The 12,175-nt window shown below is 48.6% G+C and carries 12 protein-coding genes; 5 read left to right on the top strand and 7 right to left on the bottom strand.

Annotated features, from left to right (window positions below; translation table 11 throughout):
* Positions 1-28 precede the first annotated feature (28 nt).
* The 3 genes from AC0YNT_RS08975 to AC0YNT_RS08965 form a co-directional block, all read right to left on the bottom strand.
* Positions 29-829 carry a lipase family protein gene (locus AC0YNT_RS08975; protein WP_475804257.1) on the bottom strand — a complete coding sequence of 267 codons (801 nt, stop codon included), beginning with the start codon at positions 827-829 and terminating at the stop codon, positions 29-31.
* A gap of 154 nt (positions 830-983) precedes the next feature.
* Entirely contained in the window at positions 984-2,489 is a 1,506-nt protein-coding gene (locus AC0YNT_RS08970; protein WP_475804256.1) for a lytic polysaccharide monooxygenase, read from the bottom strand.
* A gap of 373 nt (positions 2,490-2,862) precedes the next feature.
* Positions 2,863-3,807 carry a helix-turn-helix transcriptional regulator gene (locus tag AC0YNT_RS08965; RefSeq protein WP_475804255.1) on the bottom strand — a complete coding sequence of 315 codons (945 nt, stop codon included), beginning with the start codon at positions 3,805-3,807 and terminating at the stop codon, positions 2,863-2,865.
* 98 nt (positions 3,808-3,905) lie between these two features.
* On the opposite strand from AC0YNT_RS08965, the gene AC0YNT_RS08960 reads away from it, so the two are divergent.
* Entirely contained in the window at positions 3,906-5,075 is a 1,170-nt protein-coding gene (locus AC0YNT_RS08960) for an MFS transporter (protein WP_475804254.1), read from the top strand.
* An 84-nt stretch (positions 5,076-5,159) separates the two neighbouring features.
* On the opposite strand, the gene AC0YNT_RS08955 is transcribed toward AC0YNT_RS08960, so the two are convergent.
* On the bottom strand, positions 5,160-5,762 hold the full coding sequence (locus AC0YNT_RS08955) for a TetR/AcrR family transcriptional regulator (RefSeq protein ID WP_475804253.1): 603 nt from the start codon (positions 5,760-5,762) through the stop codon (positions 5,160-5,162).
* Between the two features lie 129 nt (positions 5,763-5,891).
* Between AC0YNT_RS08955 and AC0YNT_RS08950 the strand changes: the two genes are divergently transcribed.
* From AC0YNT_RS08950 to AC0YNT_RS08940, 3 genes are all read left to right on the top strand, one after another.
* A complete protein-coding gene (locus AC0YNT_RS08950; RefSeq protein ID WP_475804252.1) occupies positions 5,892-6,536 on the top strand; it encodes a peroxiredoxin-like family protein in 645 nt (214 codons plus the stop codon).
* A 145-nt stretch (positions 6,537-6,681) separates the two neighbouring features.
* The gene (locus AC0YNT_RS08945) at positions 6,682-7,320 is read left to right on the top strand and encodes a DUF2306 domain-containing protein (RefSeq protein ID WP_475804251.1); all 639 of its coding nucleotides are present in this window, start codon (positions 6,682-6,684) and stop codon (positions 7,318-7,320) included.
* A gap of 71 nt (positions 7,321-7,391) precedes the next feature.
* Positions 7,392-8,378 (top strand): GNAT family N-acetyltransferase, encoded by a 987-nt coding sequence (locus AC0YNT_RS08940; RefSeq protein ID WP_475804250.1) that lies wholly within the window; start codon positions 7,392-7,394, stop codon positions 8,376-8,378.
* 50 nt (positions 8,379-8,428) lie between these two features.
* Here AC0YNT_RS08940 and AC0YNT_RS08935 read toward each other — a convergent pair whose 3' ends face one another.
* Positions 8,429-9,355: a methyl-accepting chemotaxis protein gene (locus AC0YNT_RS08935; protein ID WP_475804249.1), complete on the bottom strand. Its 927-nt coding sequence runs from the start codon at positions 9,353-9,355 to the stop codon at positions 8,429-8,431.
* A 147-nt stretch (positions 9,356-9,502) separates the two neighbouring features.
* Here AC0YNT_RS08935 and AC0YNT_RS08930 point away from each other — a divergent pair, with 147 nt between their 5' ends.
* Positions 9,503-10,378: a MerR family transcriptional regulator gene (locus AC0YNT_RS08930; protein WP_475804248.1), complete on the top strand. Its 876-nt coding sequence runs from the start codon at positions 9,503-9,505 to the stop codon at positions 10,376-10,378.
* A 42-nt stretch (positions 10,379-10,420) separates the two neighbouring features.
* Here the strand turns inward: AC0YNT_RS08930 and AC0YNT_RS08925 are convergent, their stop codons facing one another.
* Complete coding sequence (locus tag AC0YNT_RS08925; protein ID WP_475804247.1) at positions 10,421-11,371, bottom strand: NAD-dependent epimerase/dehydratase family protein; 951 nt, start codon at positions 11,369-11,371, stop codon at positions 10,421-10,423.
* A 115-nt stretch (positions 11,372-11,486) separates the two neighbouring features.
* A complete protein-coding gene (locus tag AC0YNT_RS08920) occupies positions 11,487-12,008 on the bottom strand; it encodes a TetR/AcrR family transcriptional regulator (protein WP_475804246.1) in 522 nt (173 codons plus the stop codon).
* Positions 12,009-12,175: the final 167 nt, after the last annotated feature.

Genomic DNA, 12,175 nt, shown 5'->3' with positions numbered 1-12,175 from the left:
CTCCTCTATTGCTTCGCTTTACGTTGCCCTATAAAGGAGTCGCTTGGCACTTCGAAATATTAGCGTCCGTATCTCCAAGGACGTACAAGTAGGTGCTAAGCGCATGATAGCATGGAATCGAGTGCTTGATTGGGAATAAAGTTGAATTGATCTCAAGTCCAGGCTCGAGATGACGGTAGCCTGCGATTTCCACTGGCACTTGCGGCACGATGTCCGGTTTATTGAATACACGAGTGTTCGGGATATTCATCCGCTGGAACGCCTCAACAAATGGGTTGTCCCCCACGCGAGGGGAGGCGAATGTCACCAGCTCAACATCGATATTCTTGCTCCCTGCGAGAAAAGCATGCAAAGTCGCTAGCGAGCTACCCAGACTATGACCAGTTACAAGAAGCTCTGTGCCTTGCGTCAGTGAATCAATTGAATCCATCAGCGATTGGGATGGCAGGCTTGCATCTGCATATTCAACCATCATGCTGCGGTACAAGTTCGTAAATCCACGCTCAGTTTTGCCGCCGTTTGGAACCTCATGAAATGTCTCCAGCACAAACTCGAAATCCGCCAGCCAGTCGAGCGCGCTCTCCGTTCCACGAATGACCACTGCCTGATGTAATGGATTATCTGTCGATCTCGCAATATAACCGGCAAATTCCCTCTCCTTCAGCTTCTCAAGGCGGGGTATCATCGTCAAATTAGCAACCAGTTCCCAACCTGCCGGAAAATCCGTTGGTACCACTGGCGACAGATGATTCTGCGCATACATCTCATAGGCAACCTTTACGAACTTCCCCCAATCAATCAGCTTTTCCATACTAATCGTATTACTCATTCGAACTAGCTCCCCCTATACAACCAAAATGGTTATTCTTACCTTTAATTCGACAAATATAGGAAAAAACCTCCAGCGGCAACTGTCTGACGACTCCAATTCGATGGACAAAAAAAGGAGCGCCCTCTACGGACAGCCCCTTCTTGTTAGGTTGTTAGGCAACCAGAACCCATACCCCGCCATTTGTCGGGATCTCACCTTTAGTCCACCATTTTGCCTTATACGTATGTCCTGCATAAGTGACTTGATCGCCGCCATTGTAAGCCTTCGTGCTGTTCCAAGCTTGTACAGCTGTCGTAGATACCGGCTTCCATACATCGGAGTTGTCCGGCTGATCTCCTTGTGTCCACCAGCCAGCTTTGTATTCGATACCGTTATACGTCACGATGTCGCCAGCCAAATAGATTTTCGTGCTATCCCATGTACCTGTTGCTGTAGGAGGTGTTACGGCTGCAGCTTTGGTTGTAAGTATCAATGCAGCACTCGCTGTCGAGCGGTTGCTCGCTGCATCAAGGGCGATAACCGTGTAAGCGTAAGCCGTTGATGCCTTGAGGCCGCTGTCAGAATAAGAAGCAACAGCTGTAGTCCCGAGTAATTTACCATCGCGATAAACCTCGTACTTCGTTACCCCAATATTATCTGTTGAAGCTGTCCAAGTAAAAGCAGCTGTCATTTCCGTCACATTACCAGCCTTAAGGCTCGACGGTCTTGTTGGTGCCTGAGTATCTGGAGCAGGAGTTACGACAGCAGGCAGTGTACTTGCCGATACCGGCACGCTTGCAGCCGAACGGTTACCCTTATTATCTACCGCTACTACGGTGTACGAGTAACTCGAATTTGCAGGCAAGCCGTTGTCGGTATAATTAGTTCCTGTCGCCGTACCAACGACTTTACCGTCGCGGCTTACTTCATAATTCTTAATCCCTGCGGAAGCAGTCGATGCCGACCATTCCATCGTGATGCTGCTTTCCGTATGACCGGAACACCATACACTTGCCGGGAAGTTCGGCAGTACAGTTGGTTCAGGGTTTGGTGTTGTTGTGCCGCCGCCTTGAGTCAAGTTCACGTCAACCGCCTGATAGAAGGCATTAACCGTGTCCCCAATCTCCCATACGCCGAGGATAATGTAATAGCCAGTCCGGTCTGTTGGCACATTACACGTATGTGTTACCGTCATCTCCGGCTTCTTCATCCCGCCGTCTACTGTACAGAACGGCTTCGATTCAAGCTGGTCGCGGGTCAGCGGCTTATTTGGATCCCAACCGATTTTCGTAATATAGTAGTCCCATTTCTCTGTAATATGATTGGCTGTGAGCGTCCAGGTGAATGTATTGCTGCCACCCTTCATATCGACCTTCTTCCAGCGATCGGAAGATTGAGCGTCCAGCTCCGTATATTTGCCTACTCCGGCAATACTGCCGTCGGCTGGTCCTGCTGCAGGGAAGCCGCCTACGCCTTCCACACTTTGCGGCTCATATTGAATGGCACCACAATTTTTGTTCGTTCCTTGGTTACAAAGCAGCGTCCGGCTTGCCGGTGAAGAAATGTAGCCATGGGCAGATGCTTTGTCTGCAACAGCAAGTGTGCAGAGTAAGCCAAGCAAAACAAAGCTGAACAGAATAGCCAGCTTGCCCCAAACCGATTGTTTCGTTATCGTCATGTCGATTCTCCTCGTTTTTTGAAATGAAATGTTAGTCGTTTCCAATCATAACCAATTAAAAAGCGTGCTCCTAGATTCCATAGACCTGTGTGATTTTTCTCTGCATACTTATAGTAAAAAGCCAATTCCAGCAGGCTATTATCCATGAAAGTGCGACAGTAGTCGCATACTAAGCTCTATTTTAGTAAACAACCAATAGTAATTGGATATATTTGTAATATAAAACACAACTGTAATATAGTCCGACTTCATCTGTTGAGTCCGTCCTATATGCGTCAGAAAGCCTATCTTTTGTCCGTACCGCTTCATAGACCATGCCAAAAAGCCCCCTTGCCTTCCGGCAAAAGGGGTTCTTTTCTCTTCCTATTTGCGATCAGCGATAACGGTCCATTAGCCCCGCCAAGCTGATCCGCACCGCTTTCCGTAGTTCATCTGGCCCCTTGAGCACCACTTCTTCTCCTAGTCCAATTAAAAATTCCGTATAAAAAGGAATATCCCCGCGGGATACGTCCACGTTGATCAAACCGCTGCCATCCTCCCGGACCTGCAGCATAGGAGCTAGCCATAGCTCTGCTTCGCATCGCTGAACACCTACCCTGCTTAGCTCCAAGTGCAGACGGATCGGATCACTTGGCGCCACTGTCGCCTGGCGGCTAAGACGGATATCCCCGAGATCCTTCTTGGCCGTACCCGAAGTATCCTCTGAGGCTGAGCGGATTCGATCGCACCGGAATACACGGAAGCCTTCGCGCAGGAAGCAATACGCCGTGCAGTACCAGAGCCCGTTATTGGCGTAAATGCACACAGGCTGGATTTTACGGCATCCCGCTTCGCTGTCCTTCGTCTCATACTCGATATCTAACAACTTCTGGTGTACCGCCGCATCGAGCAGCACGGACAGGCAGGGAGCATCTCCCCGTCTTGTTGGCGTAATGAAATCAACCCTATGCTTCATGCTGTCGATGCGGTCTCGTACATCACCAGGCATATGCAAATAAAATTTGTTCAACGCTGAAGTGGTCTCCGTTTCGAATGGTAAGGATGAGTAATGCCGCAAAGCATGCACCGCGAAGAACATTGCCACCGCCTCTTCTTCCGTAAATGCAATCGGAGGCAGCACTCTCTCTCTCAATACCTGATAACCCCCATGTGGTCCTACTTCCGAGTAGAGAGGAACACCAAGCTCACTCAGCTCTTGTAAATCCCTTAGAATGGTCCGCTTGGAGACACCAAACTCATCGGCCAGCTCCTGCACTTTGAAACGGCGTTTACGATTGACGGTCATCATGAGCTCCATTAACCGTTTGGATTTGGGCATCCTTATCCCTCCAATTTCAATATCAATGACAGAATGTGTCACTATTATCCATTACGATAAGGGCAACATGCAAGACCAAACCAAAGGAGTGACTGACCATGCTCAAATATTCCGTGCTGTTCTTCCTTATTATGTTCATGATCGGAACCGATACGTTCCTGATCTCGCCGCTGCTTCCGACTCTTCAGGCGCAATATGGCGTTTCCACCAGCATTGCGGGCTGGATGATTGGTGCCTATACCTTAGGATCTGCCTTGTTCGCACTTATCGCCGGACCTTTGTCAGATGGTTGGAACCGCAGAACAGTCATGATTAGCGGTTTAGTTGCCTTTTCCATCTCAACTGCCCTCTGCGGCTTTGCAGACGGCTTTGAAACCATGCTTCTATTCCGCTTTCTTGCTGGTGTCAGCGCTGCCTTCACCGCTCCCCAAGTATGGGCATCTATCCCTGCCGTCATGCCAGCAGCACGTATCGCGAAAACGATGGGGATTGCCTTCGGCGGACTTGCTGCCGCGCAAGCGCTTGGTGTACCGATCGGCAGTTGGCTTGCTGCATCAGATTGGCCCGTACCTTTCTGGACAATTGGCACTGCTTCGCTACTTCTCGCAGCCATGGCCTTTTATTTGCTCCCTGACATGAAGCCCAGCAGACAGAACGGACAGTCCACCTCCATTCTTAGCCGCTATATCCCTTTAATAACTAATGGTAAAGCAAGAAGCGGATTTTCCGCTTACCTACTGCTCCATCTCGGCAGCGGCACTGCTATCGCTTTCATCGGAAAATGGATGGCCGACCGCTTCGAACTGTCAGTTGGCGGAATCGGTAACGTTATGATGTGTCTCGGCTTTGGCACGCTGCTTGGTAGCATCATCAGCTCTGCCATTGTCCGCAGGCTGGGTATTACCACTGCGGTTACAGCGGGAATGCTGCTGATCGTTGCCCTCTATGCAGTTGGTCCTCATGCTGCAGGCATCAAGGTGACCACTGCTGTCTATTTCATCATTTTCACCATTCTCGGCGTGATCTTCCCTCTTGTGATGGGATTGCTCACTGCTCTTAATGCTTCGATTAGGGGGACGATCTCCAGCCTCGCCAACTCCACAATGAACGGAGCAAATACACTTGGTGCCTGGCTGGCCGGTATCCTGTATGTACAGTTTGGCGGCTATGAAGCTATTGGAATCTTCTCTGCGATATGTATTGCTCTATCACTTGGCGCATTTCGGATAGGCGGTCTGCTTGGGAGCAAGGAAGTGCAGGCCGGATAACAGACAAAATCGGCCTCATGAAATCATAAAGAGCGCTGCCTTTAAGGCCTGCGCTCTCTATTGGTATTGCTATGCTATGTTAAATTATCGACTTGACTGCATGCACATGCCTTGCAAATACGCGGTTAAGCTTTCGATATTCATTTGAATATGACGGTTGTTGCCCTCCAGCTTGCTGAGCATAATGCCACCTTCCATCCCCGACAGGGTGAAAGTGGCTAACGCATCCACATCTAGATCTGCTTTGAACTCGCCGGACTCCATACCCTCAGAAATGATCTGCTTCATAGCACCAAGCGTCCGTTCCATTCCTTGATGGGCCTTGTCCCTTAAGAGAGGGTGGCTGTCATCTGATTCTGTCGCAAGATTAAGCAACGGGCAGCCTCCAGCAAAAGGCGGAGCTTCAACGACGTTTGCATACACCCGCAAAAAAGACAGCAGCCGACCCATCGCTGTTGTCTCCTGTTCCATTGCCTCGCGTATGGACTGATTCACAATACCTCCAGCATAATGGAATGCCTCAACGGCAATTTCGTCTTTACTCGCGAAATAGCGGTAAATACCGCCCTTCTTAATACCCGTCAGTTCCGTAATGTCCGACAGGGATGAGCCCGCATAACCCCGCTGATTAAACAGCTCAGCAGACTTTGCAATGATATGATTGCGGGTATTTTCTCCTTTTTGCACGCCCGATCCCCCTGTTCCCCACGTCCAATAGTGCCTTCATTATAACAGCAAAAATGTGCTTGCGATAACAGATTATCCCATGTTATGGTAAAGATACCGATTGGTATCTTCTGTAAGGAGGGGGTCTTTATGTTATTAAATGAGATTCTAGGCGAGGCTAAGCAGCAATTCAAGTCCAAGGTGCCAGAGCACGCTCAAGCTGAAATATTCGGCCTAATCCTTGAGCAGCAGCAATCCGGTAAGGTGTATGGTCTGCAGCAGGGACATCAGGCGCCAGACTTTACACTGCCGAGCGCCAACGGGGTATCTGTCAATTTGGTTGAGCAGCTGGCAAGTGGTCCGGTTGTTTTAACCTTTTACCGGGGTGGTTGGTGTCCCTACTGCAATCTCCAGCTTCGTGCCTACCAGAACATTATGCCTGAGATCGAAGCCCTCGGCGGCAGACTTATCGCACTCAGCCCGCAAAGCCCGGACAATACACTTTCCCAGCAGGAGAAAGAGGATCTCAACTTCCATGTTCTTAGCGATCCAAATGGCAAAGTCGCTTCTCTCTACGAGATATGGTTTGAACTTCCTTCTTCCTTGCAGGAGGTTATGCTCCATACCTTAAAGCTCGATCTTATGGACTATAACATCACTGACCGCTGGATTCTTCCCATTCCCTCTACCTTCATCATCGACAAATCCGGTATCATCCGCTTCACTTATGTGAATCCCGACTTCATGCAGCGGCTGGAGCCGCAAGTCATTCTGGAGCAGTTAAAGAACTTATGAACATGCAAAAGCCCGGACACCCTCCTGGGCTTTGAAAACCATTTATATTCATACAGAGTTTTTATCGTTTTTTTATAAACTCTTTAGAGTCCGTAAACATCCACCAGCTATACTGTGGACACACATCTCAAAGGAGTGCTGTCCAATGAAAAAAAGCTGGTGGATTCTGTTTCTTCTATCCGTTGCCATTATGCTGCCTTTTGTCATTCCATACCTTAGTCTAAACCCGGCAAACAGCCGCATAGTCATTTCCTCACGGGCGCTGCAATATCCTGCCTTAGTCATCCATATCGTACTGGCTTTACTCGCCTTAGTGACGGGATTTCTCCAATTCCACAAAACATTACGAAAGAACAAACCTTCCCTGCATGTCCTGCTAGGCAAGGTGTACGTAAGCTCTATCTTACTTAGCGGAGGCTTTGCCCTCATCCTTATAGGCTACGAACCGGACTACGGAAGAGCCTTGTCTTTTCTTTTCCTGGATCTGCTTTGGCTGTTTACAACGGTAAAAGGGTTCCGGGCAGCAATGAACAAGGATCTTACAGCTCATAAAAAATGGATGATACGCAGCTTTGCTATGACCTTAACAGCAGTTAGTGCAAGAGCATTTGTACCACTACTGATTCTGATGTACCTATTACTGCACCGATTTGCCCTCCCTGACGGCCGTATGGGCATGATCGAAGAGGTACTGGACAACAATATTTGGGCAGCGCTAATCCTCAACTTTATAATAGTGGAGTGGTACTTGCTGAAGCCGCGCCGCGAGCAACTTTCGTTATAGCGAAACTTAACCACCAACTGGGATAAAATGTATGACATACTAGGGTTATCTAATTCATGGTGGTGGTCAATATGAACTTTATCATCCGTAAACTGAAACATCCCGAAGACTTTCAAGCCGTAGCGCCTCTCCTCAACTTAATATGGCCGGAACCAACAACCGCAGCGCGATTGCAGGAAGACGAGGAAAAAATCCCTCCCGGCCAGCTTCACTATAACGAAAATGGCCAGCTTATGGGCTGGGACCGTCCCAAATGGGTAGCCGAAGAGGAAAGCGGACAAGTCATAGGGTATGCGATTGCCTGGCGGGCACCGTGGACTGAAGCTGGCGCTCTCATTTACACCTTGGTTGTAGATCCGGTCTTCCGGGGGAATGGTGTTGGCACCGCTTTGTATGCTGCACTCCATGCTTGGGCATTGGAAGTAAAAGCATCGTGTCTCCTTAACTATTCCATGAAGGAGACCGATGAGAGATCGCTCGCTTTCGCAGAACGACGTGGCTATAGGAAGGAAAGACTCTCCTTCGAATCAGTTCTTGATCTGGATCAGTATGAAGTGAAGGAGCAGCTTCTTACGTCAATCAGTGATGCGGAGCAATCTGGCATCCGTTTCGTCACTTTGGCAGAAGAGCCCGGCGAAGAGAATGAGCGCAAGCTACATGAATTGTATAAAATTACTCATTCTGATATTCCCGGCTATACCGGTGATTACCCTTGGTTTGAAGAGTGGAAACGATGGAGTCTTGAGCTTCCCGGCGTACGTCCGGAATGGGTTCATATTGCCAAAGACGGTGACCGCTACATTGGCGTGGTGACTCTGCAGCATAATGAGCAGACTGGGGCTATGTATCATGAATACACCGGTGTTCTGCCAGAGTACCGCGGCCGCCGCCTTGCACTCGCTTTGAAGCTGCTTGGTTTGCAATCCGCAAGAGCAGCCGGAGCCCCTTATCTGAGAACTAATAACGATTCCGCTAATCATCCGATGCTCCGCATTAATCGCGATCTGATGGGATTCCGGGCTGAGCCTGGGAGTTATAAGATCGTATGCGAGCTTTAGCGTACACAACAAAAAGGTCATCCTTAGCGGGATGACCTTTTTGTATCTCTCTATAACATGCTTTTGAAGATTTTTGCCTTCTCCTCAAGCTGGTAGGCAGAATGTCCAATTTGAGTGAACTCATCAACGGCTTTTTGAGCACGCTGCTGGCTTTCTGTAATAATCGTTTGTGACCGATGCATACCTTTCGCCATGTTGCCAACTTCAGCGGCTATTCCGACCAGATTGGCTTGCACCGCTTTCGCCGCTTCCTCTGCCTGATTTGCCAGCTTACGAACTTCAGTGGCTACTACATTAAAGCCCCGTCCATGCTCCCCAGCATGCGCTGCTTCGATGGCGGCGTTTAAGGCAAGCAGATTGGTTTGTTTGGCTACTTCCCGAATAATTCGAATCGTGCTCTGAACGGACTCCGTCTCATGCTCCAGCGCCCCAAGCACCCTCATGTTCTTATCTGATTCTTGAGCCACCCCTTCTATGGTTTGCTCAATCTGTCTGCTGCCGGCAATTCCGTCTCCCGTTCGTTGCAGCAAATCCTGAGCCATATGCTGAAGCTCATCCACGAGCCTTGCTGAAGCATTTTCTCTGGCCGTAATATCTGTTGCCACTTTGAGTATCCCCTCAACAAACCCCTCATTATTAAATACAGGCATATAAGTGGCTTCAAACCACAATAACCGGCCATCCTTTGACACACGTGAGATTTTCTCCTGAAAAATGCTGCCGCTTCTTAAGTTATCCCATAATTCCGAGTAGGAAGGACTGTTTACGAATTCTGTTGTACAAAACTGCCGATGCCAGAGTCCCGGCATTTCGTTTGCCTCATAGCCCATAGCCTGCGCAAAGTTATCATTTGCCCATAGCACTTTCCCGTCCGTACTCAATTCAATCATAGCAAGCGACTGCTCCATAGCCGCCAGTACGGAATGCACATCCAATACTTGAGACCTGGAATGCCGATCCTGGGATGTTGTAAGCATTCGGATCACCCTCTAGTTATAGTCGTATAATTTCTGTATAGTATTTCCATTAAAATTATACATAAATTATATTTCCATCGCAAGGAAAGAGGGGAGTCTATGCTTTTTGTATAACTTATGTATAATAAACCTGAGGTGTACGCGTATATGTATAGCATTCGAAAAGTATCCCAATTAGTAGGGATTCCGGCTGTAACCATTCGGGCATGGGAGAACAGATTTCAGCTCACCGAACCGGTCCGGAGTACGGGCGGTCATCGTTTATACCGTGATGCAGATATCGATACCCTAAGATGGATTAAACAGCAGATGGACAGCTCGCACTTAAAAATCAGCGAAGCTGTCGCACTCTATCGGGACAGGCAGGCAAAGAAACCGGTCGTAACCTTGAGTCAGCCTAACCGCTTCGATAACCTTACAGACCAGCTTTACCGGGAGCTTACAGATTTAAATACCATTCAAGCTAATGAAGTTATAGATTTGGCTTTCTCTTTATTTCACCATGAAGAAGTATTCCATTACATTCTGACTCCCGTTATGAAGCGGATTGGCGGGGCATGGGAGGATGGCTGTATTTCGGTTGCTCAGGAGCATTTTGCCTCCCACATTGTTATACAGAGATGCACTCAATTTTTACGGATTCTACCGCTTCATTCGCAGCTTCCAAGAGCGGTAGCTTTATGCCCTGAAGGAGAGCAGCATCAAATGGGGCTTATGTTGTTCAGCCTGTTTCTACGGAATAAAGGCCATGATGTCATTTATCTAGGACCAGATACCCCGTTAAATGACATCACAGCCTTAATCCGAGCGAAAAAAATTGAGATTGTCGCCATATCGGTCAATAATCCAATCTTGGCAGACTCCGTCGAACGATGGATTGCAGATTATCGGCAAATCCATCCCGAGCTTACGATTGTTGTAGGAGGCGAAGGCTTTCAGAATACCAGCCCTTCCCTTGCCCCTTTCGTTTGCCCTCCCGGTCCTTCGGAATGGGAGAACTGGTATAGCTTACTCATGCGTTGAGAGATACAGCAGGGTGACGCTCGGCGTCTGCTCTGCTGCCTATCATCCCTTCAGATGGCTGATTGTTTCCTTAATCCCTTGCTCGAAGCTTGTTGCTGTGACGGGACCAATAAATCGTTCATATTTTTTAGTGCTGAGGCGAAGAGGTTCGTTCGTCAAATAAAGCATCTCCACGACTTCCTTCATAACAGGGACAAACAAGCCAAGCAGCGACAAGCCTACTTTCCCAAGAGCTAGAACGGATTTGCTGGAGCCGCTGACTTCCTGCGCAATACGGACAATCTCTTGGCCTTTGATTACCCCTCCGCCAGGTATGTTCCACTCTTGTCTGTAAGACTGATCACGCAGCGAAATTTCGACGATCATATGTGCGGCGTCCGGCAGATAAACATATTCGCGCGGAACTTGCATGTTGCCAATAAAAAAGGCCATTTTACCAGCAGCAATGGCTTCCAGTGTAGAGCCGAGATATGAGGCCTCGTTTGCCGTTGGTCCATAATAATCGGGCAGCCGGACAATGAGGGGACGAGCTCGGTTCCATCGTTTATCAAATACCATCTCTGCGAATTTCAGACGAGTACGCCCTTTTCGCGTATGAGGCTGCTTGGGATGCTCCTCGGTTACCCTATCCATTTGCCTTCTTCCATATGGATAGATACCATCTACAACAACGACCTTGAGACCAAGCCGGTTGGCTGCCTCCATAACCGCCTCGCCGAGCGGGAGCAGACGTTCAGCCATCTCATGGTACGGAACATTGGCACAATGGAACATCACATCGGCCCCTATGGATGTCTTCTCCACATCATCCGCATTGAACGCATCCCCTATGGCAAGCGACAGATGCGCAGGATTGCCTAACCTATTAGCGAACTGTTCCAGCTTAGATCGAGACCGCCCGAACGCAACGACCGGAATCCCCCTCGTTACTAATTCTTCCGTAATAGCAGCACCTGTGCCGCCTGTCGCCCCTATAACAATTGCCTTTTTCATAACTATCACTCCTCTTCATATATGTGATTGATCAATCACTAACCTTTGTTGAGTTCAATATAGCATCTATTTAGTGATTAATCAATCACTAAATTTCAAGGCTTTACAGCCCCTATTATTTGTTCATCAGCTCCGGTATATCGAGTGCCATCGAGATATTGCAAAGCATGCCGCGGGCAAGGAACAGCAGCGTCCTATCTTCTGGATTCGATAGCGTATTGTTCTGGAAAGCTTCCAGTACAATACGGCGGACTTCTTTTAAGCCCGTCTGCATTGCAGCACGAATTGGCTCCTCCTGCATCGTCTGTGCCTGCATCTGGAGCAGTGTCTCCTGGCGGTGTACCGCTAGAATTTCCTCATACGTCTCAATTAGTTCCTTCTCCAATTGTTCCGGTGATGCTGTTGTGACGACTTGACTAAATGCTTCCGTGATTCTCTCCCACGAAACCTCAAGTGCCGCTAGCATTAACGCTTCCTTTGTTGCAAAGAACTTAAATACATAAGGCTGCGAAATGCCTGCTCGCTGTGCGACCTGGGCCGTTGTTGTGCGGTAATAACCAGTTTCCGCGAATACCTCAATTGCTGCCGAAATAATCTCCGTCCGTCGGTTAACCGATGCTGTATCGTTTCTCGCCATCGTCCATCGCTCCTCTGTCACTTGTAATTAGTGATGAATCACTTATTTATCGTTAGTATACCAATTGCACACACATTGCGACAACCCGAGCACTTTAACCAGATAACAAAGGTCTGCTGTTTATCTTCCTTTTAGTTTCTAACGAACCGCAGTATTTACGTGTTCAC

It is taken from the genome of Paenibacillus sp. J22R56 (assembly GCF_056269375.1).
Note: the sequence above shows the minus strand (reverse complement) of the source record. Positions and strands in the feature narration are given on the sequence as shown.

Excerpts from the sequence above, each read along its gene's own strand:
- AC0YNT_RS08975 (WP_475804257.1), bottom strand. The coding sequence starts at position 829 with ATGAGTAATACGATTAGTATGGAAAAGCTGATTGATTGGGGGAAGTTC.
- AC0YNT_RS08970 (WP_475804256.1), bottom strand. The coding sequence starts at position 2,489 with ATGACGATAACGAAACAATCGGTTTGGGGCAAGCTGGCTATTCTGTTC.
- AC0YNT_RS08965 (WP_475804255.1), bottom strand. The coding sequence starts at position 3,807 with ATGCCCAAATCCAAACGGTTAATGGAGCTCATGATGACCGTCAATCGT.
- AC0YNT_RS08960 (WP_475804254.1), top strand. The coding sequence starts at position 3,906 with ATGCTCAAATATTCCGTGCTGTTCTTCCTTATTATGTTCATGATCGGA.
- AC0YNT_RS08950 (WP_475804252.1), top strand. The coding sequence starts at position 5,892 with ATGTTATTAAATGAGATTCTAGGCGAGGCTAAGCAGCAATTCAAGTCC.
- AC0YNT_RS08945 (WP_475804251.1), top strand. The coding sequence starts at position 6,682 with ATGAAAAAAAGCTGGTGGATTCTGTTTCTTCTATCCGTTGCCATTATG.
- AC0YNT_RS08940 (WP_475804250.1), top strand. The coding sequence starts at position 7,392 with ATGAACTTTATCATCCGTAAACTGAAACATCCCGAAGACTTTCAAGCC.
- AC0YNT_RS08935 (WP_475804249.1), bottom strand. The coding sequence starts at position 9,355 with ATGCTTACAACATCCCAGGATCGGCATTCCAGGTCTCAAGTATTGGAT.
- AC0YNT_RS08930 (WP_475804248.1), top strand. The coding sequence starts at position 9,503 with ATGTATAGCATTCGAAAAGTATCCCAATTAGTAGGGATTCCGGCTGTA.
- AC0YNT_RS08925 (WP_475804247.1), bottom strand. The coding sequence starts at position 11,371 with ATGAAAAAGGCAATTGTTATAGGGGCGACAGGCGGCACAGGTGCTGCT.
- AC0YNT_RS08920 (WP_475804246.1), bottom strand. The coding sequence starts at position 12,008 with ATGGCGAGAAACGATACAGCATCGGTTAACCGACGGACGGAGATTATT.